The following is a 25,604-nucleotide window of genomic DNA, read 5'->3' as shown; positions in this document are numbered from 1 at the left end:
CTCCTCAGGGCCGGCCGGGTCACGAGTCGGAGCCTTCCAGGGCCATCCGGACCAGGCCCGCGACGTCGAGTTCGTGGATCTGCGCCTCGGGCGCGGCCGGGGCGACGGGCGCCACGGCCGGCGGACCGGCGCTCGTGCGGGCCAACTGGAGCAGTTGGTCGAGCAGGCCCGTCCGCCGCAGCTCGTCCAGCGGGATCGCGGCGAGGGCCCGGCGGACCGACTCCTCGTCACCGTCGTCGCCGAACTCCCCGTCGCCGTCGGCGAAGAGCTCCTCGTAGAGGTGGTCTGCCAGGCCGGCCGGCGTCGGGTAGTCGAAGACGACCGTGGTGGGCAGGTCGTGCCCGGTGGCCGCGGTGAGCAGGTTGCGCAGCTCCACGGCGGTGAGCGAGTCGAAGCCGAGGTCCAGGAAGCCCCGGTCCGTCTCGATCACGTCGGCGGAGGAGTGGCCGAGCACCTTCGCCGCGTCGATGCGCACCATCTCCAGCAGGGCGGCCCGCCGCTCGTCGCCGGGCAACGCCCGCAACTCGGCGAGCAGGTCCCGGGCGACGGGCGCGGAGGCGTCCGGCGCGTCGGCGGGCGTGACGGCCAGCTCACGTACGGCCGGCAGGTCGGCCAGCAGCGGGCTGGGCCGCAGCGAGGTGAACAGCGGCGCGAAGGTGGCCCAGTCGACGTCGGCGACGGTGACGCAGGTGTCCCCGGCGGCCAGGGCGTGCCGCAGCCCCGCCATCGCCACGCCCGGCGGCATCACCCGCAGGCCACGGCGGCGCAGCTGCTCCGCCGCCCCCTCGGTGTACATGCCGGACTCGGTCCACGGCCCCCACGCGACGGAGGTGGCCGCCAGGCCCCGGCCCCGGCGCCGCTCGGCGAGGGCGTCCAGGTAGGCGTTGCCGGCCGCGTACGCGCCCTGCCCGCCGCTGCCCCACACCGCCGAGATGGACGAGAAGAGCACGAACGCGTCCAGGTCGACGTCGTCGAGCAGCTCGTCGAGGTGCTCGGCGCCGGACAGCTTCGGGGCGATGACGTACGCCAGGTCCTCCAGGGTGGTGTCGGCCAGCGGCACCACCTCGCTGACCCCCGCGGCGTGCACCACCGCGCGCAGCGGCGGTCCCTCCCGCCCGAGGTCGGCCAGGAGCTCGGCCACCGCGTTCCGGTCGGCGGCGTCGCAGCGGGCGACCCGGCAGTCCACCCCGAGGGTGGTCAGTTCGGCGAGCAGTTCGGCGGCGCCGGGGGTGTCGGTGCCCCGCCGGCTGGTCAGCACGACCCGTTCCGCGCCGGCGCCGGCCACCCAGCGGGCCACGTGCCCGCCGAGCGCGCCGGTGCCGCCGGTGATCAGCACCGTGCCCCGGGGCTGCCACGGCGTGGGCTCCCCGTCGGTGACGGCCGGGACGAGCCGCCGCACCAGCACCCCGGACTCGCGGACGGCGAGCTGGTCCTCCACGCCGCCGCCGGTGAGGATGCCGCCGAGCCGCATCGCCGTCCAGGGCTCGAGGTCGGTGGGCAGGTCGACCAGACCGGCCCAGCGGGCGGGCTGTTCCAGCGCGGCCACCCGGCCCAGGCCCCACAGCATCGCCTGCCGCGGGTTGGCCGGGACGTCGCCGTCGCCGACCCCGACGGCACCCTGGGTCACGGACCAGAGCCGGGCCGGGGCGTCGAGGTCGACGAGCTGCTGGAGCAGGTGCACGGTCGCGGCGAGGCCACGCGGCAGCGCCGGGTGCTCGGCGTGCGGGGCGTCGTCCAGGCCGAGGAAGGAGAGGATCGACAGCGGTCCCCCGTCCTCGCCGAGTGCCTCGGTGAGCACGTCGGCGAACCCGCCGCACAGCTCGTCGGGGTCGGCGCCGGTGTCCACGGGCACGATGGTCACGTCGGTGCCCAGGGCCCAGGTGCAGGAGTTCAGGTCGGGGTCGTCGGCCCGGTCGGCGGGCAGCAGCACCAGCCAGCGGCCGGGATCCTGCTCCTGCGGGGTCTCCTCGATGGGCTCCCAGACGACCCGGTACCGGCTGCCGTCGACCAGGGACCGTTCCCGGCCGCGCCGCCGCCACGCGGAGAGCGCGGGCAGCACCGTCCCGAACGGCTGGTCGCGGTCCACGTCCAGGTCGCGGGCCAGCGACTCGAGGTCCTCGGCCTCGACGGCCGCCCAGAAGCGGCGCTCGACGTCGGTGCGGTCGTCCTCGGCCGCCAGGCTGGCCCACGGCGGCGGCTCCGGCCAGTAGCGCTGCCGGTCGAACGTGTAGGTGGGCAGGTCGACGCGCTGCGCGCCGGTGCCCGCGTAGAGGGCGAACCAGTCCGGGGAGACGCCGTGGGTGTGCAGCGCGGCGACCGCCCGCAGCAGGGTGGTCGGCTCGGGGCGGTCCCGGCGCAGGGCGGGCACGACCAGCGGGGCCCGGCCGCCGGTCGGGGCGTCCTCGGCCAGGACGGCCTGGGTGAGGGCGGTGAGCACCCCGTCCGGGCCGATCTCGACGTAGCCGGTGACGTTGCGCTCCCGCAGCGCCGCGACGGCGTCGGCGAAGCGCACGGCGTCGCGGGCGTGCCGCACCCAGTACTCCGGCGTGCCGAGCTCCGCCGCGTCGACCGGCGCGCCGGTGACGGTGGAGATCATCGGGATGGTCGGGTCCTGGTACCGCAGCCGTCCGGCGACGGCGGCGAGGTCGTCGAGCACCGGTTCCATCAGCGGGCTGTGGAACGCGTGGCTGACCGTCAGCCGTCGGATCCGGACGCCCCGCGCGCTCCACTCGGCGGCCAGCTCCTCGACGGCGTCGCCGGCCCCGGACACCACGACGGCGGCGGGACCGTTGACGGCGGCGACGGAGACCCGGTCGGCGCGGTCGCCGAGCCCGGCGGTCACCTCGGCCTCGGTGGCGGCGATGGCGAGCATCGCCCCGCCGGCCGGCAGCGCCTGCATCAGCCGGCCCCGGGCGGCGACCAGCTCGGCGGCGTCGGCCAGGGAGAGCATCCCGGCGGCGTGGGCCGCGGCGAACTCGCCGATGGAGTGCCCGGCGACCGCGTCGGGGCGCACCCCCCACGCCTCGAACAGCCGGAACAGCGCCACTTCCACGGCGAAGAGCGCCGGCTGGGTGAACTCGGTCCGGTCCAGCGCCTCGGCCTCTCCGGTGTCGGGCTCGGCGAAGAGCAGCGGCTTCAGCGGGCGGGGCAGGTGCGGGTCGAGTGCGGCGCAGGCCTCGTCGAGCGCGGCGGCGAAGACCGGGAACGCCTCGGCCAGCTCGCGACCCATCCCGGCCCGCTGCGCCCCCTGCCCGGAGAACAGGTACGCCACCTTCGGCCGGGACGCGGCCACGCCGGTGACCACCAGCGGCGAGTCCTCACCGGCGCCGAGGGCGCGCAGCCCGGCGCCCAGCGCGATCCGGTCGGTGGCCAGCACGACGGCCCGGTGCTCCAGGGTGGCCCGGGAGACCGCCGACGACCAGCCCACGTCGACCGTCCGGGGTGCCTCCAGCCCGGTGAGCTGCTCGGCCCAGCGGTCGGCCTGGGCGGCCAGCGCGACCGCCGTACGTCCCGACAGCAGCACCGGCACCACCGGCAGCCCGGCCGGCTCCCCCGTCGGCGGCTCGACGACGGACGGCTCCGGGGCCTGCTCCAGGATGGTGTGCGCGTTGGTGCCGCTGATGCCGAACGAGGAGACGGCCGCGCGGCGCGGGTGGTCGGTGACCGGCCACGGGCGGCCCTCGCCCAGCAGCTCGACCGCGCCGACGGACCAGTCCACCTGGTCGGTCGGCTCGTCGACGTGCAGGGTCTGCGGCAGGTAGCCGTGCCGCAGCGCCAGCACCATCTTGATGATCCCGGCGACGCCGGCGGCGGCCTGCGTGTGCCCGATGTTGGACTTGATCGAGCCGAGCCAGAGCGGCTGGTCGGCGGGCCGCTGGCCGTACGTGGCGAGCAGGGCCTGCGCCTCGATCGGGTCGCCGAGCTTGGTGCCGGTGCCGTGCGCCTCGACGGCGTCCACGTCGGCCGGGGTGAGGCCGGCGTTGGCGAGCGCCTGCCGGATCACCCGCTGCTGCGACGGCCCGTTCGGGGCGGTCAGGCCGTTGGAGGCGCCGTCCTGGTTGACGGCGCTGCCCCGGATCACGGCGAGCACGGGGTGGCCGTTGCGGCGGGCGTCGGAGAGCCGCTCGACGAGCAGCAGGCCGAGGCCCTCGCCCCAGCTGGTGCCGTCGGCGGCGGAGGCGAACGCCTTGACCCGGCTGTCCGGGGCGAGTCCCCGCTGCCGGCTGAAGCCGACGAACACCCCGGGGGTGGACATGACGGTGACGCCGCCGACGAGGGCGAGGGAGCACTCCGAGCGGCGCAGCGCCTGGCAGGCCCAGTGCAGCGCGACCAGCGACGACGAGCAGGCGGTGTCGACCGAGACGGCAGGCCCCTCCAGCCCGAGGGTGTACGACACCCGGCCGGAGAGCACGCTGCCGGCGTTGCCGGTCATCAGGTGCCCCTCGGCGCCCTCGGCGCTGAACATCAGGTTCCGGTAGTCCTGGTAGTTGGTGCCGACGAAGACGCCGGTCTGGCTGCCGCGCAGCGCGTGCGGGTCGATGCCGGCCCGCTCGATCGCCTCCCAGGACGCCTCCAGCAGGAGCCGCTGCTGCGGGTCCATGGCCAGGGCCTCGCGGGGGCTGATGCCGAAGAAGCCGGCGTCGAAGTCGGCGGCCCCGGTGACGAATCCGCCCTCGCGGGCGTAGCTGGTGCCCTCCTTCTCCGGGTCGGAGTCGAAGAGCCGGTCGAGGTCCCAGCCCCGGTCGGTGGGGAACTCGCCGATCGCGTCGCCGCCGGCGGCGAGGAGCTGCCACAGCTGCTCCGGGGTGTCCGCCCCGCCGGGCAGGCGGCAGCTCATCGCCACGATGGCGATCGGATCGTCGTCGTCGGCCAGTGCGGCCGGGGCGGGGGTGGCCACGTCCGGGGCGGCCCCGGTGAGCAGCTCGTCGAGGTGCGCGGCGAGCGCCGTCGGGTTCGGGTAGTCGAAGGCGAGGGTCGCGGGCAGCCGCAGGTCGGTGGCGGTGGCCAGGAAGTTGCGCATGTCCACGGCGGTCAGCGAGTCCAGGCCGAGGTCGCGGAAGGGCAGGGTGGCCGGGATGTCGTCGGCCGCGCCGTAGCCGAGCGCGGTCGCCGCGCACTGGCGGACCAGCTCCAGCAGCGTCGCGGCGCGCTCCGCCGCGGCGAGCCCGGCGAGCCGCCGCGCCAGGGCCGACGGTACGTCCGTCGCCTCCTCGGCGGCCTCCTGCGGGTCCGGCCGCGTCGCCTCGCGCACCTCGGCGAGGTCGCCGATCAGCGGGCTGGGCCGGACCAGGGTGAACGCGGGGGCGAACCGGGCCCAGTCGATGTCGGCGATCAGGGTCGTGGTCTCGCCGCGCCGCAGCGCCCGGGCGAGGGCCTCGACGGCCAGCTCCGGGTCCATGCCGAGCATGCCACCCCGGCGCAGCCGCTGCTGGGCGCGTTCGTTGTCGGCGGGCAGGCCGGCCCCGCTCCACGCGCCCCAGGCCACCGAGAGGGCGGGCAGGCCCTCGGCCCGGCGCCGCTCGGCGAGGGCGTCGAGGAACGCGTTCGCCGCCCCGTACGCGCCCTGCCCGGCGTTGCCGGTGGTGCCGGCGACCGAGGAGAACAGCACGAAGGCGTCCAGGTCGAGGTCCCGGGTCAGCTCGTCCAGGTGGACGGCGGCGGCGCACTTGGGCGCGGCGACGGTGTGCAGGCGCTGCGGGGTGACGGTGTCCACGATCCCGTCGTCGAGGACGGCGGCGGTGTGCAGCACGGCGGTCACCGGGGCGTCGGCGGGGACGGCGGCCAGCAGGTCGGCCACCTGTGCCCGGTCGGCGACGTCGCAGCGGGCCACGGTGACCCGTACGCCGAGGCCGGTCAGCTCCGCCTCCAGCTCGGCGGCGCCCGGGGCGTCCGGGCCGCGCCGGCTGGCCAGCAGGACGTGCGCGGCGCCGGAGCGGGCCGCCCAGCGGGCCAGGTGTCCGCCCAGCCCGCCGGTGCCGCCGGTGATCAGCACGGTGCCGCGCATCCGCCACGTGTCGTCGACGGCGTCGCCGGACGCGGTCGACTCGGGTTCGGTGAGCCGGGTGAGCCGGCGGACGAAGACCCCGGACTCGCGCACGGCGAGCTGGTCCTCGCCGCCGCCGAACCGCTCCGCGCCGTCGTCGTCGCCGAACTGGTCGGCGTCACCGCCGAACGGGTCCTCGCCGCTGGCGCCGAGCGCCGCGCAGAGCAGGGCGCCGGCCTGCGCGTCGAGGGTGTACGGCAGGTCGAGCAGGCCGCCCCAGCGGGCGGGGTGTTCGAGGGCGACCGCGCGGCCGAGCCCCCAGACGGAGGCGGCGACGGGGCTCGGCGCCGGGTCGTCGGCGCTGACCGCGACGGCTCCCCGGGTGGCGCACCACAGCGGCGCCTCGACGCCGAGCGCCCCGAGCGCCTGCACCAGCAGGGCGGTGCCCGAGACGGCCAGCGAGGTCGCCGGGTGCTCCGGGTGCGCCCGCTCGTCCAGGCCCAGCAGGGAGAGCACGGCGGCGGGTCCGTCCGGGCCGGCGAGTGCGGCGCGCAGCAGCTCGGCCAGCGCCGCCGGGTCGTCGGTGGCGTCCAGTTCCACGGGTACGACGTCCGCGCCGAAGTTGCCGAGCGCCGACAGCACGTCGGCGACCAGGGGGTCCCCGGCCAGCGCCGCGGGTACCGGGACGAGCCAGGTGCCGGCGAGCCAGGTCAGCGGCAGGTCGGGCACGGCCTGCCAGGTGACCCGGTAGCGCCACCGGTCGAGGTCCGGCTCGCCGTCGGGCGCGGCGAGGAAGGCCGGCGGAGCGGGCCAGTACCGGTGGTGGTCGAAGGCGTACGTGGGCAGGTCGACGGTGGGCGCGGCGGGCAGGACCTTCGTCAGGTCGATGGGCAGGCCGATGGCGTGCGCCGCGGCGAGGTTGGTCAGCAGCCGGGTCGCGTCGTCGTCGTCGCGGCGCAGGCTGCCCAGGGTGTGGCCGGTGACTCCGGTGTCGTCGAGGATCGCCGTGACCGGCATCGTCAGCACGGGATGCGGGCTGATCTCCACGAACGTGGTGTGCCCGGCGGCGACGGCCACCCGCACCGCCGTGTCGAAGAGCACCGTCCGGCGCAGGTTGTCGTACCAGTAGTCCGCGCCCATCGAGATCGGGTCGGCCCAGTCCCCGGTGAGGGTGGAGACCAGGCGGGTGTGGCCGACCTGCGGCGTCACGTCGGCCAGGTCGGCGCGCAGCTGCTCGGCGACCTCCTGCACGGCGGGCGAGTGCGACGCGTAGTCCACGGGGATCAACCGGGCCCGGACCCCCTCGGCCTGGCACGCCTGCACCAGGTCGGCGACGTGCTGCGGCGGGCCGGAGACCACGACGGTGGACGGGCCGTTGACCGCCGCCACCCCCACGCCGGGGAAGGCCGGCAGGCGCTCGGCGACCGCGTCGGCCGACAGGTCCACCGACGCCATCGTGCCGGTGCCGCGCAGCACGGTCAGGGCGCGGGACCGCAGCGCCACCGCCTTCGCCGCATCCTCCAGGCTGAGGATCCCGGCCACGCACGCCGCGCCGATCTCGCCCTGCGAGTGACCGACCACCGCGGCCGGGGTCACCCCCGCGTGCTGCCACACCGCGGCGAGGGCGATGCCGACGGCCCACAGCACCGGCTGCACGACCTCGACCCGCTCCAGCCACGACTCGTCGTCGCCGGTCAGCACCGACACCAGGTCCACGTCCAGGTGCGGGTCGAGGGCCCGCTGGCACTCGGCCAGCTTCGCGTCGAACACGGGCGTCCGACCGACCAGACCGGCGGCCATCCGCGCCGACTGCGCACCCTGACCGGGGAAGACGAAGACGGGGCCCGCGCCGGGGCTCGACGCCACTCCGCTGACCACGTTCCCGGCGGGCAGGCCGGCCGCGACCGCGTCCAGCCCCGCCAGCAGCTCGTCGGTGGTCGAGCCGACCACGGCGGCGCGGTGGTCGAACGTCGACCGGGTGGCCGCCAGGGACCAGCCCACCGCGGCCGGCTCCAGCCCGTCGCGCTGTCGCAGGTGCGACGCGAGCCGGGCGGCCTGCCCGGCCAGGGCGGCCTTCGACCGGGCCGACACCGGCCAGAGGAGCGCGTCGGCCGCGACCAGCCCGGGGGCGGAGTCGGAGTGGCGCTCCTCGGCCGACTCGTCCGGCTGCTCGATGATCACGTGGGCGTTGGTGCCGGAGATGCCGAACGAGGAGACGGCGCCCCGCCGCGCCCGGCCCGTCTCGGGCCACGGCCGGGCCTCGGTGGCCAGTTCCACCGCGCCGGCCGTCCAGTCGATGTGCGGGGACGGCGCGTCGACGTGCAGCGTCGCCGGGACGACGCCGTGCCGGATGGCGAGCACCAGCTTGATCACCCCGGCCACGCCGGCGGCGGCCTGGGCGTGGCCGATGTTCGACTTCACCGAGCCGAGCAGCAGCGGCGGTGCGTCCCCCCGGTCCTGCCCGTACGTGGCGATGAGCGCCTGCGCCTCGATCGGGTCGCCCAGCTTGGTGCCGGTGCCGTGCGCCTCCACGACGTCGACGTCGGCGGTGGAGAGCCGGGCGGAGGCGAGGGCCTGGCTGATCACCCGCTGCTGCGCCGGCCCGTTCGGGGCCGTCAGCCCGTTCGACGCGCCGTCCTGGTTGACGGCGGTGCCGCGGACCACCGCGAGGACGTGGTGGCCGTTGCGGCGGGCGTCCGACAGCCGCTCGACCAGCAGCCAGCCGACGCCCTCGGAGAACCCGGCGCCGTCGGCGCTGGCGGCGAACGACCTGCACCGCCCGTCGGTGGAGAGGGCGCGCTGCCGGCTGGATCCGATGTAGAGGCCCGGGGTGGCCATCACGGTCACCCCGCCGGCCAGCGCCAGGTCGCACTCCCCCGCCCGCAGCGCCTGCACCGCGAGGTGCAGTGCCACCAGCGACGACGAGCACGCCGTGTCGATGGAGACGGCCGGCCCTTCGAGCCCGAGGGTGTACGACACCCGGCCCGACGCGACGGCCGCCGCGCCCCCGGTCATCGAGTGCCCCTCGTCGCCGTCCGGCGACATCATCAGCAGGGTGCCGTAGTCCTGCCCGTTGGTGCCGACGAACACCCCGGTCCGGCTGCCGCGCAGCGAGGCCGGGTCGATCCCGGCGGCCTCGACCGCCTCCCAGGACGTCTCCAGCAGCAACCGCTGCTGGGGGTCCATGGTCAGCGCCTCGCGGGGCGAGATGCCGAAGAAGGCGGAGTCGAAGTCGCCGGCCCCGTCGACGAACCCGCCCTCCCGGGCGTACGAGGTGCCCGGGTGGTCGGGGTCGGGGTGGTAGAGGCGCTCCAGGTCCCAGCCCCGGTCGTCGGGGAAGGGGGTGACCGCGTCCCGGCCGTCCCGCAACAGCTCCCACAGGTCGTCGGGGTTGCGCACCCCGCCCGGCAGCCGGCAGCTCATCGCCACGATCGCCACCGGCTCCAGTTCCTGGGACTGTGCCTCACTGAGCCGGCGGCGGGTGTCGTGGAGATCCGCCATGACCCGCTTGAGGTAGTCGCGGAGCTTGTCTTCGTTGGCCATCGGAGTGCCGCTTCCTCGAAAGGGACGGGAGAGAGCTGGAGCTGGAAGGTCAGGAGATGCCGAGGTCCTTGTCGACCATCGCGAACAACTCGTCGTCGGTGGCGTCGTCGAGGTGCCGGCCGATGTCGGCGCCACCGCTGTCCTGGGCGAGCCGGGACAGCATCGCCTGCAGGCGTACGGTGGCCCGCACCCGGGCCGCCTCGTCCCGCGCCACCACGTCGAGGCTGTCGGCGATCCGGTCCAGATCGTCGAGGAGGGCGGTCGGGGTGACCACGTCGTCGTGGGCGACCTCGGCGAAGAGGTACTCCGCCAGGGTCGTCGGGGTCGGGTAGTCGAAGACCAGGGTGACCGGCAGGGCCACGCCGGTGGCCGAGCCGAGCCGGTTGCGCAGCTCGACGGCGGTGACGGAGTCGAAGCCCAGCTCCCGGAACGCCCGGTGCTCGTCCACCGACTCGGCGGACGGGTAGTTGAGCACGGCGGCGACCTGGCTGCGGACCAGGCCGAGCAGCACGGCGAGCCGCTCGGCGGCGGGCAGGCCGGCGAGCCGGTCCTGCAACGTCTCCGGGCCGTCGCCGGCCTCCACGCTGGCCATCTGCTCGGCCGTGACGAGGCGCCGCACGTCCGGCAGGTCGCTGATCAGCGGACCGGGCCGGGTGGCGGTGAAGGCGACGGAGAACCGTTCCCAGGCGATGTCGGCGATGGTCAGGAACGCCTCGCCGTGGTCCACGGCCTGGTGTAGCGCGGCGATGGCCGCCTCGGGGGTCATCTCGGGTACGCCGTGGCGGTGCAGCAGCTCGCCGAGCGGCCCGTCGGCCATGCCGCCGCCGGCCCACGCCCCCCAGGCGATGGAGGTGGCGGTCAGGCCGAGGCCACGCCGGTGCTGGGCGAGGGCGTCGAGGAACGCGTTGCTCGGGGCGTAGTTGCCGACGCCGGAGCTGGCCACGCTGCCGGCGAAGGACGAGAACATGATGAACGCCGACAGCTCGTGGTCGAGGGTCAGCTCGTGCAGGTTGTACGCGACGTCGACCTTGGCCTGGAGCACCCGCTCGATCTGCTCCGGCCGGATGTCGTTGATCATGGCGTCGTCGAGCACGGCGGAGGCGTGCACGACCGTGGTGAGCGGGTACTCGGCGGGAATCGCGTCGATCAGGTCGGCCAGCGCGTCCCGGTCGGAGGCGTCGCACTCGACGACGGTGGCCTGGGCGCCCAGCTCGGTGAGGTCGTCGACGAGCTGCTGCGCGCCCGGCGCGGCCATGCCCCGCCGGCTGACGACCACGATGTTCTCCACGCCGCTGCGGGCCAGCCAGCGGGCGGCGTGCCCGCCGAGCGCGCCCGTGCCGCCGGTGACCAGCGCCGTGCCGTACGGCTGCCACGGGTTCGCGGGCTGGCTCTCGCCGAGCGGCACCCGGGTGAGCCGGCGGGCGAGCAGGCCGCCGGGGCGTACCGCGATCTGGTCCTCCTCACCGGCGGCGGTGAGGGCCGCGACCAGCAGGTCGGCGCAGCGCTCGTCGACGGCCTCCGGCAGGTCCACGAGACCGCCCCAGCGCTGCGGGTGCTCCAGCGCGGCGACCCGGCCGAAGCCCCAGACCAGCGACTGCACCGGGGAGCGCAGCAGGTCGGCCATGCCGACGGACGCGGCGCCGGAGGTGACGCTCCACATCGGAGCGCGCAGGCCGAGGTCGCCCAGGGCCTGGAAGAGCGCGACGGTGGCGGCGAAGCCGCCGGGCACCGACGGGTGCAGCGGGTGGGCCAGCTCGTCGAAGGCGAGCAGCGAGACCACGCCGGTCACCTCGGCGGCGGCGTCGTCGCCACCCGGCGCGGCGGCGAGCGCCTCCTGAAGCAGCTTGCCGAACTGGTCGCGGTCGACGTCGGGGGTGGAGACGGGCACCGGGACGAGCGTCGCGCCGGCCGCCGCGAACGCCTCGACGCAGGCGTCCTGCCAGGGCTCGATGATGTCGCCGGTGGGCAGCACGACGACCCAGGTGCCGCTCATGCCCCGGTTGGCGACGCCGGTCAGCGGCTTCCAGGTGTCCTGGTAGCGCCAGCTGTCGATGTCGGACTGGCGGCGCCGCTGCCGGCGCCACGAGGTGAGCAGCGGCAGGGCCGGCAGCAGCGCGTCGAGGACCTCGTGGGCCGGGGTGTCCTCGGTGGCGATGGTCTCCGCGAGGGCGGTGACGTCCCCGCGTTCGACGGCCGCCCAGAAGCTCGTGTCGCTGGGGTCGCCGCCGGCCGCGCCCTGGAGCAGGCTCTGCAGGTCGGGGCCGCCGCTGCCGTCCAGCCAGAACCGCTGGTGGTCGAAGGCGTACGTGGGCAGCGGCGCCACCTCGGTCTCGGCGAGGACGTTCGCGAGGTCGACGGGCAGGCCGATGGCGTACGCGGTGGCGAGGTTGGCCAGCAGCCGGGTCGCGTCGTCGTCGCCGCGGCGCAGGCTGCCCAGGGTGTGGCCGGTGACGCCGGTGTCGTCGAGGATCGCCGTGACCGGCATCGTCAGCACCGGGTGCGGGCTGATCTCCACGAACGTGGTGTGCCCGGCGGCGATCGCCGTCCGGACGGCGGCGTCGAACCGCACGGTGCGGCGCAGGTTGTCGTACCAGTAGTCCGCGGTCATCGAGGCCGGGTCGACCCAGTCCCCGGTGAGGGTGGAGACCAGGCGGGTGTGGCCGGCCTGCGGGGTGACGTCGGCCAGGTCCGCGCGGAGCTGCTCGGCGACCTGCTGCACGGCCTCGGAGTGGGAGGCGTAGTCCACGGGGATGAGCCGGGCGCGCAGGCCCTCGGCCTGGCACGCGGCCACGAGGTCGGCGACGGGCTGCGGCGGGCCGGAGACCACGACGGTGGACGGGCCGTTGACCGCCGCGACACCGACGCCCGGGAACGCCGGCAGGCGCTCGGCGACCGCGTCGGCCGACAGGTCCACCGACGCCATCGTGCCGGTGCCACGCAGCACCGCCAGGGCGCGGGAGCGCAGCGCCACGGTCCTCGCGGCGTCGTCCAGGCTGAGGATGCCGGCCACGCACGCTGCGCCGATCTCGCCCTGCGAGTGGCCGACGACCGCGTCCGGGACGACGCCCGCCGCGCGCCACACGGCCGCGAGGGCGATGCCGACGGCCCACAGCACGGGCTGCACGACCTCGACCCGCTCCAGCCACGACTCGTCGTCGCCGGTCAGCACCGACACGAGATCGACATCGAGGTACGGGGCGAGGGCCCGCTGGCACTCGGCCAGCTTCGCGTCGAACACCGGCGTCCGACCGACCAGACCGGCGGCCATCCGCGCCGACTGCGCACCCTGACCCGGGAAGACGAAGACGGGGCCCGCGCCAGCGCTGGTGACCGTACCGGTGACGAGGTTGCCGGCCGGGTGGCCGGCGGCGAGGGCGTCCAGCCCGGCGAGCAGTTCGTCGGTGCCGAGGCCGACCACGGCGGCGCGGTGGTCGAACGTCGAGCGGGTGGTGGCCAGCGACCAGCCGACGGCCGCCGGGGCGAGGTCGCCGTGCTCGCGCACGTGCCGCGCGAGCCGGGCGGCCTGCCCGGCGAGGGCGGAGCGCGACCGGGCCGACACCGGCCAGAGGGTCACGTCCGAGCCGACCAGGCCGGGGCGTCGCGCGGGCTCGACGGCGGTGGCCTCGACGGCCTCGTCGCCGTCCACGGACGCCGGTTCGGCGACGCGCGGCCGGTACTCCTCCAGGATCACGTGCGCGTTGGTGCCGCTCACGCCGAACGAGGAGACGCCGCCGCGGCGGGGGCGGTCCAGCTCCGGCCACGGCTTGGACTCGGTGAGCAGGGAGACCGCCCCGGCGGTCCAGTCCACGTGCGGGGAGGGCTCGTCGACGTGCAGGGTCTCCGGCATGACGCCGTTGCGCAGCGCCATCACCATCTTGACCAGCCCGGCGACGCCGGCGGCGCTCTGGGTGTGGCCGATGTTCGACTTGACCGAGCCCAGCCACAGCGGCCGGTCGGCGGGCCGGTCCTGCCCGTACGTGGCGATGAGCGCCTGCGCCTCGATGGGGTCGCCGAGGGTGGTGCCGGTGCCGTGCGCCTCGACCATGTCGACGTCGGCGGTGCCGAGCCGGGCGTTCGCGAGGGCCTGCCGGATGACCCGCTGCTGGGAGGGGCCGTTCGGGGCGGTGAGCCCGTTGGACGCGCCGTCCTGGTTGAGGGCGCTGCCCCGGATCACGGCGAGGATCGGGTGGCCGTTGCGCTCGGCGTCGGCCAGCCGCTCCACGACGAGCACGCCGCCGCCCTCGCCCCAGCCGGTGCCGTCCGCGCCGGCCGCGAAGGCCCTGCACCGGCCGTCGACGGACATGCCGCGCTGCCGGGAGAAGACGACGAAGACGCCGGGGGTGACCATCACGGTGACGCCACCGGCGATGGCCAGGTCGCACTCGCCGCGGCGCAGCGCGTTCACGGCGAGGTGCAGGGCCACCAGCGAGGAGGAGCAGGCGGTGTCGACGGTGACGGCGGGGCCGTTGAGGCCGAGGGTGAACGAGATCCGGCCGGACGCGACGCTCGTGGTGTTGCCGGTGCCGATGTACATGTCGACGCCCTCGGGCACGTGCGGCAGACCCATGCCGTAGTTCGAGGTGCTCAGCCCGACGAAGACACCGGTGGAGCTGCCGCGCAGCGACAGCGGGTCGATGCCGGCCCGCTCGATGGCCTCCCAGGACGTCTCCAGCAGCAGCCGCTGCTGCGGGTCCATGGCGAGGGCCTCACGCGGCGAGATCCCGAACAGGGACGGGTCGAAGTCACCGGCGCCGTCGAGGAACCCGCCGATGCGCGTGTAGCTCTTGCCCGGCTTGTTGGGGTCGGGGTCGTAGAGCGACTCCAGGTCCCACCCCCGGTCGTCGGGGAACTCGGTGAGCGCGTCCCGGCCGTCGGCGACAAGCTCCCACAGGTCCTCCGGCGACCCAACGCCACCGGGGAAGCGGCAACTCATCGAGACGATGGCCAGGGGTTCCTGGTCGCGCGCCTCGACGGTCTGCAGCTTGCGCTTGGTCTCGTGCAGGTCGGCGGTGACCCGCTTGAGGAAGTACCGCAGCTTGTCATCGCTCATCGGGGGGCACCTGCCTCGATTGGAAGGTTGGTCATCTCAGGAGATTCCAAACTCTTTGCTGATGAAGTCGAAGATCTCGTCGTCGCTGGCCGAGTCGAGGTCGGGCCGGTCCGGTTCGGCGGCGGGTCCGGCCGCCAGGTCGGACGCCTTGGCGAGCAGGTCCTGCATCCGGGCGGTGAACCGGGCCCGGGCCGCCGGGTCGAGCGGGATGGCGTTGAGCAGGCTCTCCACCGTGTCGATGCCCTGGAAGAGGGGCTGCGTGGAGGGTGCCGCGTCGGCGGCGATCTCGCTGGTCAGCTTCTCGGCGAGCGCGGTCGGCGTCGGGTAGTCGAAGACCAGCGTCGCCGGCAGCCGCAGCCCGGACAGGCCGTTGAGCCGGTTGCGCAGGTCGACGGCGGTGAGCGAGTCGAAGCCCAGGTCGGTGAAGAGCCGGTTCGGGTCGACGGCGTCGGCGCCGGCGTGACCGAGGACGGCGGCGATGTTCGCCCGTACCACGTCGAGCACGACCTTGAGCCGCTCCGGGCCGGCCAGGCCGGCGAGCCGCTGGCTGAGCTGCACCCCGCCGGAGCGGGCGCCGGTGGCGTCGACGGAGCGCCGCAGCGGCACCCGGACCAGGGCCCGGAGCATCGGCGCGAGGGTGCCGGCCTCGGCCTGCCCCCGCAGCGTCCCGACGTCCAGGCGCATCGGCACGACGGCCGCCGCGTCGAGCCGCCACGCGGCGTCGAAGAGGTTCAGCGCCTGCTCGGTGGCGAGACCGGCGGCGCCCTGCTCGGCCATCCGCCGCACGTCGTCGTCGCCGAGGTGGCCGGTCATGCCGCTGGCCTGCTCCCAGAGGCCCCACGCGAGCGAGATGCCGGCGAGCCCGCGGGCCCGGCGGTGCGCCGCGAGGGCGTCGAGGAAGGCGTTCGACGCGGCGTAGTTGGACTGGCCGGCGCTGCCCAGGGTGGCCGCCGCCGAGGAGAAGAGGACGAAGGCCGCGAGGTTCGCGTCGGCCGTGAGGCGGTGCAGGTGCCACGCCGCGTCGATCTTCGGCACGGCGACCGCGTCCACCCGTTCAGGCGTCATCGACTCCAGCACGCCGTCGTCGAGGACGCCAGCGGCGTGCACCACGGCGGTGAGCGGGTGCGCCGCGGGCACCCCGGCCAGCAGCGCCGACAGGGCGTCGGGGTCGGCGGCGTCGCAGGCCGCGACGGTCACCTCCGTACCGGCGCCAGCGAGCTCGGTGACGAGGTCGTCGATCCCCTCGGCCGCCGCGCCGCGCCGCCCGGCCAGCAGCAGGTGCCGCACGCCGTGGGTGGCGGCGAGGTGGCGGGCCAGGATGCGGCCCAGCACGCCCGTGCCGCCGGTGATCAGCACGGTGCCGTCCGGGTCGATCCCGCCGGGCAGCGGCTCCACGCCGGCCGGGACCCGCCCGAGCCGTGGCGTGCGCACCTGCCCGGCCCGCACGGCGAGCTGCGGCTCGCCGGAGGCGATCGCGGCGGCCAGCGCGGTGGCGCTGTCCGGGGTGTCGTCGAGGTCCACGAGCTGGCACCGGCCCGGGTGTTCGAGCTGGGCGGTGCGCAGCAGACCCCAGACCGGGGCCTGGCGCAGGTTGACCACCTGCTGCTCGCCCGCCGCGACCGCGTCGCGGGTGACCAGCACCAGCCGGGACTCGGCGAACCGGTCGTCGGCGAGCCAGGTCCGCAACGCGGCGAGGGTACGGTGCGTGGTGGCCCGCGCCTGCCCGGCCAGCGCCGGATCCGTCGGGTCCCCGGCGTCGCCGATCGGCACGATCACCGCCTCGGGCGCCGGCTCACCCCCGGCGAGCAGGTCGCCCAGCGAGTCGAGGCCGACGTCGGTACGCACCCGGGCGCCGGCCGCCTCGCAGGCGGCGCTGAGCGCCAGGTCGTCGCCGAGCGCCACCCAGCGGGTGGCCGCCGGCACGGGGCCGGTGGGCACCGGCAGCGCCGGCCAGTCCACCTGGAACAGCGATTCGTGCCGGCCGGAGCGGGCCGCGCCGAGCGAGTCGCCGGAGACCCGGCGCATGATCAGCGAGTCGACGTGCAGCACCGGGGCGCCGGTGGCGTCGGCCACCTGGAAGGAGACGCCGACCTCGCCGGCGGCGGCGACGCGTACGCGCAGGGCGGTGGCCCCGGCGGCGAGCAGGGACACCCCGGTCCAGGCGAACGGCAGGCGGGGCACGGTGGCGTCGGCGCCGTCGCCCATCCGGCCGAGGAAGCCGCCGATCGACATGGCCTGCAACGCGCCGTCCAGCAGCGCCGGGTGCACCCCGAAGCGACCGGCCTCGGCGTGGTGGTCGGCGGGCAGTTCGACCTCGGCGAAGACCTCGTCGTCGCGGGTCCACGCGGCGCGCAGGCCACGGAACGCCGGGCCGTACCCGAAGACGGTGGCCTCGATGCCGGAGTAGAAGTCGTCGGCCTCGACGCGCGTCGCGCCGGGCGGCGGCCACACCCCCAGGTCGAAGGCGGGCGCGGCGTCGGCCGGCTGCGGACCGAGCAGGCCGGTGGCGTGGCAGGTCCAGGCGACGTCGGCCAGGATCTCGTCGGAGCCGTCCCGGTAGGGCCGGGAGTAGAGCTGGACGGTGCGCCGCCCGTCGTCGTCCCGGTCGCCGACCATGAGCTGCACCTGGAGCGCGCCGAGTTCGGGCAGGACGAGCGGGGCGAGCAGGGTCAGCTCCTCCACCGTCGGGCAGCCGGCCTGCTCGCCGGCGTACGTGGCCAGCTCGACGAAGGCGGTGCCGGGCAGCAGGATGTTGTCCATCACCCGGTGCTCGCCGAGCCACGGGTGGGTACGCACCGACAGCCGCCCGGTGAAGACCATCCGCTCGCTGTCGGGGAAGGTCAGCGTGGCGCTGAGCAGCGGGTGCCCGGCGTCCTGGAGGCCGGCGGAGCTGACGTCCTGCGCCCGGTGCAGCGGCGGCTCGACCCAGTACCGCTGGTGGTCGAAGGCGTACGTGGGCAGCGCCACGACGTCGGTCCCGGCGAGGACCGTGCCCAGGTCGACGGGCAGGCCGATCGTGTGGGCGGTGGCGAGGTTCGTCAGCAACCGCGTCGCGTCGTCGTCACCCCGCCGCAGGCTGCCCAGCGTGTGCCCGCTCGCGCCGGCGTCGTCCAGGATCGCCGTGACCGGCATCGTCAACACCGGATGCGGGCTGATCTCGACGAACGTCGTGTGCCCGGCGGCGACGGCCACCCGCACGGCGGCGTCGAACTGGACGGTCTGCCGCAGGTTGTCGAACCAGTAGCCGGCGGTCATCGACGCCGGCTCGACCCAGTCCCCCGTCAGCGTCGACACCAGCCGGGTGTGGCCCTGCTGCGGCGCCACGTCGGCCAGGTCGGCACGCAACTGCTCGGCGACCTCCTGCACCGCCGCCGAGTGCGACGCGTAGTCCACGGGGATCAACCGCGCGCGCACCCCGTCGGCCTGGCAGGACTCCACCAGGTCGGCGACCGGCTGCGGCGGACCCGACACCACGACCGTCGACGGGCCGTTCACCGCCGCGACACCCACGCCGGGGAACGCCGGCAGCCGCTCGGCGACCGCGTCGGCCGACAGGTCCACCGACGCCATCGTGCCGGTGCCCCGCAGGACCGTCAGCGCCCGCGAGCGCAGCGCCACGGCCCTCGCCGCGTCCTCGATGCTGAGGATCCCGGCCACGCAGGCCGCGCCGATCTCGCCCTGCGAGTGACCGACCACCGCAGCCGGGGTCACCCCCGCGTGCTGCCACACCGCCGCCAGGGCCACGCCGACGGCCCACAGCACCGGCTGCACGACCTCGACCCGCTCCAGCCACGACTCGTCGTCACCGGTCAACACCGACACCAGGTCCACGTCCAGGTACGGGGCGAGGGCCCGCTGGCACTCCGCCAGCCGCGCGTCGAACACCGGCGTACGACCCACCAGACCGGCCGCCATCCGCGCCGACTGCGCACCCTGACCCGGGAACACGAACACCGGGCCCGCACCGTGGGGCGTGGCGGTGCCGGCGACGACGTTCCCGGCCGGCGTCCCGGAGGCCAGGGCGTCCAGCCCCGCCAGCAGCTCCTCCAGGCTCGACCCGACGACGGCGGCGCGGTGGTCGAACGTCGACCGGGTGGCGGCGAGGGACCAGCCCACCGCCGCCGCGTCGATGTCGCCGCGCTCGCGCACGTACTCCGCCAGGCGGGCCGCCTGTCCGGTCAGGGCGCCCTTCGACCGCCCCGACAGCGACCACAGCACCGCGTCGGAGGTCACGAGCCCGGGGCCGGGCTCGGCCGGAGCCACGGCCTGCGGCTCGTCGGCCTGCTCGATGATCACGTGGGCGTTGGTGCCGGAGATGCCGAACGAGGACACCGCCGCCCGGCGCGGCCGGTCCACCGCCGGCCACGGCCGCGACTCCGTCGCCAGCTCCACCGCGCCGGAGGTCCAGTCGATGTGCGGGGACGGCTCGTCCACGTGCAGCGTCGCCGGGACGAGGCCGTGCCGGATGGCCTGCACCATCTTGATCACACCGGCGACACCGGCGGCGGCCTGGGCGTGACCGATGTTCGACTTGATCGAGCCGAGCAGCAGCGGCCGGTCGGCGGGCCGCTCCCGCCCGTACGTGGCGAGCAGGGCCTGCGCCTCGATCGGGTCGCCGAGGGTGGTGCCCGTGCCGTGCGCCTCGACCACGTCCACGTCGGCGGTCGTCAGGCGGGCCGACGCGAGGGCCTGCCGGATCACCCGCTGCTGCGAGGGGCCGTTCGGGGCGGTCAGCCCGTTGGAGGCGCCGTCCTGGTTGATGGCCGAGCCGCGCACCACCGCGTACACGGTGCGGCCCTGCCGGCGGGCGTCGGAGAGCCGCTGCACGAGCAGCATGCCGACGCCCTCGGACCAGCCGGTGCCGTCGGCGGACGCGGCGAACGACTTGCACCGGCCGTCGGCCGCGAGGCCGCGCTGCCGGGAGAACTCGACGAACGCGGTCGGGGTGGCCATCACCATGACGCCGCCGGCGAGGGCCATGTCGCACTCGCCGCGCCGCAGCGCCTGACCGGCCCAGTGCAGTGCGACCAGCGACGAGGAGCAGGCGGTGTCCAGCGACACCGCCGGCCCCTCCAGCCCGAACGTGTACGCCACGCGGCCCGAGATGACGCTGCTGGTCATCCCGGTCAGCATGTAGCCCTCGGCGGCCTCCGGCGAGTACGCGAGCAGCGAGCCGTAGTCCTGGCCGCTGGTGCCGACGAAGACGCCGGTGCTGCTGCCCCGTACGTCGGCCGGGTCGATGCCGGCGGACTCGAAGGACTCCCAGGTGGTCTCCAGCAGCAGCCGCTGCTGCGGGTCCATGGCCAGCGCCTCGCGGGGCGAGATGCCGAAGAAGCCGGGGTCGAAGCGGTCGACGCCGCTGAGGAAGCCGCCGCCACGGGCGTAGAAGGTGCCGGGGGCGTCCGGATCGGGGCTGTAGAGGCTGTCGAGGTCCCAGCCCCGGTCGGTCGGCAGGTCGCTGATCGCGTCGACGCCGTCGACCACCAGCCGCCACAGGTCGTCGGGCGACCACACGCCGCCGGGCAGCCGGCAGGCCATGCCGATGATCGCGAGGGGCTCGTCGTCGCCGACCGACACGGCGGTCGTCGTGGGCCGCACGGGGACCGGGGTGCCGGCGATCTCCGTACCCAGGAAGCCCGCCAGGTCGTGCGGGGTCGGGTAGTCGAAGACGAGGGTGGCCGGCAGCCGCATCCCGAAGGCGTTGTTGAGCCGGTTGCGCATCTCGACGGCGGTGAGCGAGTCGAAGCCGAACTCGCTGAACGCCCGGCGCGGCTCGATGGCCGCCGGGTCGGGGTAGCCGAGCACGGCAGCGGCCTGCCCCCGGACGATCTCGACCAGCGCGGCGGCCCGCTCGGCGTCGCCGAGCCCGGCGAGCTGCTGCACGAGCGAGGCGCCGGTGGTGGCCGCGGCGGCGCGGGCGGGCATGCGGATCAGCGCCCGGTACAGCGGCGGGATGCTCCCGCCGGCGAACTGCACCTTCATCGCGGCGAGGTCCAGCCGGGCCGGGACCAGCGCGGCGTCCGTGGTGCGGCAGGCCGCGTCGAAGAGCGCGAGCCCCTCCTCGGCCTCCATGGCGGCGACGCCGGAGCGGGAGATCCGGTTGAGGTGGACGTCGTCCAGCTCGGTGGTCATGCCGCTGCGGTCGGCCCAGAGGCCCCAGGCGAGGGTGAGCGCGGCGAGGCCGCGCGCCTTGCGGTGCTGGGCCAGCCCGTCGAGGAACGCGTTGGCGGCGGCGTAGTTGCCCTGGCCCGGGCCGCCGGCGGTGGCGGCGAGCGAGGAGTACGAGACGAACGCCTTCAGGTCGAGGTCGGCGGTCAGCTCGTGCAGGTGCCAGGCGGCGTCGACCTTGGGCCGCAGCACGCCGTCCATCCGCTCGGGGGTGAGCGAGGAGATGACGCCGTCGTCGCGGACGCCGGCGGCGTGGATGACGGCGGTGAGGGGGTGCGCCGCCGGGATGCCGGCCAGCAGCTCGGCCACGGCGCCGCGGTCGGCGACGTCGCAGGCGGCGACGGTGACGCTCACGCCGAGCGCCTCCAACTCGGCGCAGAGCTCCGCGACGCCCCCGGCGGCCCGGCCGCGCCGGCTGGTGAGGATCAGGTGCCGGACGCCGTACGTGCCCACGAGGTGCCGGCTCATGAGCTGGCCGAGGGTGCCGGTGGCGCCGGTGATCAGGACGGTGCCGTCGGAGTCGAACGGGACGGCCGGCGGCTCGCTCGGGGCGGGGACCCGGGTGAGCCGGGCGCCGGCGGCGACGCCCGCGCGGATCACGACCTGCGGCTCGTCGGTGGCGACGGCCGGGACGAGCGCGGCGGCGCAGCCGGCGATGTCGTCGACGTCGACCAGCACGAACCGGTCGGGGTTCTCCGACTGGGCGGAGCGGAGCAGGCCGATCACGGCGGCGCCGGCCAGGTCGGTCAGGTCGGTGTCCCATTCGGTGGCGACCGCGCCCGAGGTCAGCACCACCAGCCGGGAGTCCGCGTAGCGCTCCTCGGCGAGGAACTGCTGGAGCACGGCGAGCGCCCGGTGGGTCACCTCGGCGACGGCCCCGGGCACGTCCGCCGACGCGGGCGGGTCGAGGAACGGCACGAGCAGCACGCCGGGTGCGCCCGTCCCGTCGTCCATCGTCGTGGCGAGGGCGGTCAGGTCGGCGTACGCCGTCACGGTCGTGCCGGTGGCGGCGACCGCGTCGGTGAGCGCCGCCGCGTCGCCGATGACCGCCCAGTCGACGGTGGACGGGCCGGCGGGCAGCGCGAGCGGGGCCCACTCCACCCGGAACAGCGACTCGGCGCCGCCGCCCCCGGCGGTGCGGAGCTGGTCGGCGGAGACCGGCCGCAGGACCAGGGAGCCGACGGAGATGACGGGCGCCCCGGTGACGTCGGTGAGCAGCAGCGAGATGCTGTCGGGGCCGGTGTGCGAGACCCGGACCCGGGCCGCCGCGGCCCCGGCGCCGTGCAGGGCGACGTCGTTCCAGGAGAACGGCAGCCGGCCGTACCCCGGGGGCATGTCCGCCCCGGACGGCTCCCCGGCCGGCGTGGTCAGGCCGAGGGTGTGCAGCGCCGCGTCGAGCAGGGCCGGGTGCAGGCCGTACCCGCCGGCCTCGGCGGCGGGGGCCTCGGGCAGCGCCAGCTCGGCGAAGAGGTCGTCGCCGCGCCGCCAGGCGGAGCGCAGGGCGATGAACGACGGGCCGTAGTCGTAGCCCTGGGCGGCGAGGTTCAGGTAGAGGTCGTCGGTGCCGACCTCGGTCGCGCCCGGCGGGGGCCAGGTGGTCAGGTCGGACCAGCCGGCGGGGCCGCTCGGCACGGCCGGGCCGCTGGCCAGCACGCCGCTGGCGTTGCGGGTCCAGGCCCGCTCGCCCTCGGCCGGCTCGCCGTCCTGGGCGGAGTGCAGCGACACGGACCGGCAGCCCGTCTCGTCCGCCGGGCCGATCCAGAGCTGGATGTCGACGCCCCCGGTCTCCGGCAGGATCAGCGGCGATTCCAGGGTGAGTTCGCGGACGTGGTCCGCGCCGACGTGCGCGCCCGCCTGGAGGGCGAGTTCGACGAAGCCGGTGCCGGGCAGCAGCACGGTGTCGAAGACGACGTGGTCGGAGATCCACGGGTGGGTACGCCGGGCCAGCCGGCCGGTGAACAGGAAGCCCTCGGCGTGCGCGACGCCGACGGCGGCCCCGAGCAGGGGGTGCTGCGCGGGCCGCAGGCCGAACGCGGTGACGTCGCCGGTCCACCCGGCGCCCGCCTCGGGCCAGTAGCGCTGGTGCTGGAACGCGTACGTGGGCAGGTCCACCCGCCGCGCGCCGGTGTCGGCGAACCACGGCTGCCAGTCGACGGCCACCCCGTGCGCGTGCAGCTCGGCCAGCCCGGCCAGCAGCCCGTGCACGGCGGGCCGGTCCTTGCGCTGCACGGCGACGGCCAGCACGCCGTCGTCGCCGGGCAGGATGTCCGCCGCCATCGCGGTCAGTACGCTCTGCGGCCCGATCTCCAGGAAGGTGTCCGCCCCGGCGGCGCGCAGCGCGGCGACCCCGTCGGCGAAACGGACGGCCTGCCGCACGTGGCGCACCCAGTAGTCGGCGGTGCGGATCTCCTCGGCGTCGGCGAGCGCCCCGGTCACGTTCGACACGATCGGCAGCGCCGGCGCAGCGAACGCCAACCCGGCCAGGACGGTGCGGAACTCGGCGAGCATCGGCTCCATCAGCGGACTGTGGAACGCGTGGCTCACCGTCAGCCGACGCGTACGCACGCCCCGCTCCCGCCAGACCCGCTCCACCTCGTCCAGCACCTCGACGGCACCGGAGACGACCACCGACGTCGGCCCATTCACCGCCGCGATCCCCACGTCGGCCAGACCATCCAACGTGGCGAGCACGTCGACCTCGGCCGCCGCCACGGCCAGCATCCCACCCCCGGTGGGCAGCGCCTGCATCAACCGGCCCCGCGCCGCCACCAGCGCCGCCGCGTCCGCCAGGGACAGCACCCCGGCCACGTGCGCGGCCGCGACCTCACCGATCGAATGCCCACCCACGAAGTCCGGCGTGATCCCGAACGACTCCACGAGCCGGAACAGCGCCACCTCGACGGCGAACAGCCCAGCCTGGGTGAACACGGTCTGGTCCAGCAGCTCCGCCTCCGCGGAACCCTCGGGAGCGAACAGCACCTCCTTCAGCGGGCGCGGCAGCAGCGCGTCCAGGTACACGCACACCTCGTCCAGCGCGGTCGCGAACACCGGGAACTCGGCGTACAGCTCCCGACCCATCCCGGCGCGCTGCGCGCCCTGGCCGGAGAAGAGCACCGCCAGCGATCCCCGGCCGCCGGCCTGGCCCGTGACGACCGCGCCCGACGGCTCCCCGGCGGCGAGGGCGCGCAGCCCGGCCAGCAGGTCCTCGCGGCCGGTCGCGGAGACCACGGCCCGGTGGTCCAGGGTGGAGCGGGAGGTGACCGACGAGAACGCCACGTCCAGGGGGCGCAGGGTCTCGTCGGCGGCGATCCGGGCGGCCCAGCGGCCCGCCTGCGCGGCGAGGCCGGCCGCGTCCCGGGCCGACACCGGCACCGGCACGACCGGCCGCTCGACCACCGGCGCGGCGGCGGCCGACGGGGGCTGCTGGGGCGCCGGGGCCTGCTCCAGGATGGTGTGCGCGTTGGTGCCGGACACCCCGAACGAGGAGACCGCCGAGCGGCGCGGGCGGCCCACCGCCGGCCACGGCGTCGCCTCGGTCACCAGCGACACCTCGCCGGCCGACCAGTCGACCTCGGGCGTCGGCTCGTCCACGTGCAGGGTGGGCGGGACGACGCCGTGCCGCATCGCCATGACCATCTTGATCACACCGGCGACGCCGGCGGCGGCCTGGGCGTGACCGATGTTCGACTTGACCGACCCGAGCAGCAGCGGCGCCGAGTCCCCCCGGTCCTGCCCGTACGTGGCGAGCAGCGCCTGGGCCTCGATCGGGTCGCCGAGCCGGGTGCCGGTGCCGTGCGCCTCCACCACGTCCACGCCACCGGCGGCGAGACCGGCGTTGGCCAGGGCCTGCTGGATCACCCGCTGCTGCGACGGCCCGTTCGGGGCGCTCAGGCCGTTGGAGGCGCCGTCCTGGTTCACCGCGCTGCCCCGCACCACGGCGAGGATGGGGTGGCCGTTGCGCTGCGCGTCCGACAGCCGCTCCAGCACCAGGACGCCGACGCCCTCGGACCAGCCGGTCCCGTCGGCGGCGGCGGCGAACGCCTTGCACCGGCCGTCGGCGGCGAGGCCGCGCTGCCGGGAGAACTCGACGAAGGCGGCCGGGGTGCACATGGCGGTGACCCCGGCGACGATGGCCAGGGTGCACTCCCGCTGCCGCAGCGCCTGCCCCGCGAGGTGCAGGGCGACCAGGGACGACGAGCAGGCGGTGTCGATGGTGACCGCCGGCCCCTCCAGCCCGAAGGTGTAGGCGATCCGGCCGGAGACCACGCTGCCGGCGTTGCCGGTCATCAGGTGCCCTTCGAGGCCCTGCGCGGCGCCCATCAGCACGGTGCCGTAGTCCTGGCCGGTGCTGCCGGCGAAGACGCCGGTGCGGCTGCCCTTCAGCGAGTGCGGGTCGATGCCGGCGCGCTCCAGGGCCTCCCACGAGGTCTCCAGCAGCCAGCGCTGCTGCGGGTCCATCGCCAGCGCCTCCCGGGGGGAGATCGCGAAGAAGCCCGGGTCGAAGTCGGCCAGGTCGTGGACGAAGCCGCCCTGCCGCGTGTACGACGTGCCGCTCTGCTCGGGGTCGCTGTCGTAGAGCGACCCGAGGTCCCAGCCGCGGTCCTCCGGGAAGTCGGAGACCACGTCCCGGCCGGACGCGACGACCTCCCACAGGTCCTCGGGCGACCGCACCCCGCCGGGGAAGCGGCAGCTCATGGAGACGATGGCGACCGGTTCCTGTTCGCCGGCCTCCACCTCGCGCAGGCGCTGGCGCACCTGGTGCAGGTCAGCGGTGACCCGCTTGAGGTAGTCGAGAAGCTTCGCCTCGTCAGCCATGGACCGCGCACTCCTTGTGTTGACCCGTCGTCGCAGCAGCGATCA

General features: G+C 75.7%; 3 protein-coding genes. All 3 read right to left on the bottom strand.

The genetic code is table 11. The features are described 5' to 3' along the window. Nucleotides 1-19: 19 nt before the first annotated feature. The 3 genes from RM555_RS01890 to RM555_RS01880 are packed head-to-tail and all read right to left on the bottom strand — an operon-like array spanning nt 20 to nt 25,595. On the bottom strand, nt 20-9,526 hold the full coding sequence (locus RM555_RS01890) for a type I polyketide synthase (protein ID WP_311410126.1): 9,507 nt from the start codon (nt 9,524-9,526) through the stop codon (nt 20-22). 49 nt (nt 9,527-9,575) lie between these two features. Then, nucleotides 9,576-14,576 carry a type I polyketide synthase gene (locus RM555_RS01885; protein ID WP_311410125.1) on the bottom strand — a complete coding sequence of 1,667 codons (5,001 nt, stop codon included), beginning with the start codon at nt 14,574-14,576 and terminating at the stop codon, nt 9,576-9,578. Nucleotides 14,577-14,612: 36 nt separating this feature from the next. After that, nucleotides 14,613-25,595, bottom strand: coding sequence for an SDR family NAD(P)-dependent oxidoreductase (locus RM555_RS01880; RefSeq protein ID WP_449560137.1), 10,983 nt, complete (start codon nt 25,593-25,595; stop codon nt 14,613-14,615). Nucleotides 25,596-25,604 lie beyond the last annotated feature (9 nt).

The sequence above is a fragment of the Micromonospora reichwaldensis genome, from assembly GCF_031845925.1.
Lineage (GTDB): Bacteria > Actinomycetota > Actinomycetes > Mycobacteriales > Micromonosporaceae > Micromonospora > Micromonospora reichwaldensis.
The sequence above is the reverse complement of the archived record's forward strand: the minus strand, read 5'-3'. Positions and strand labels throughout refer to the sequence as shown.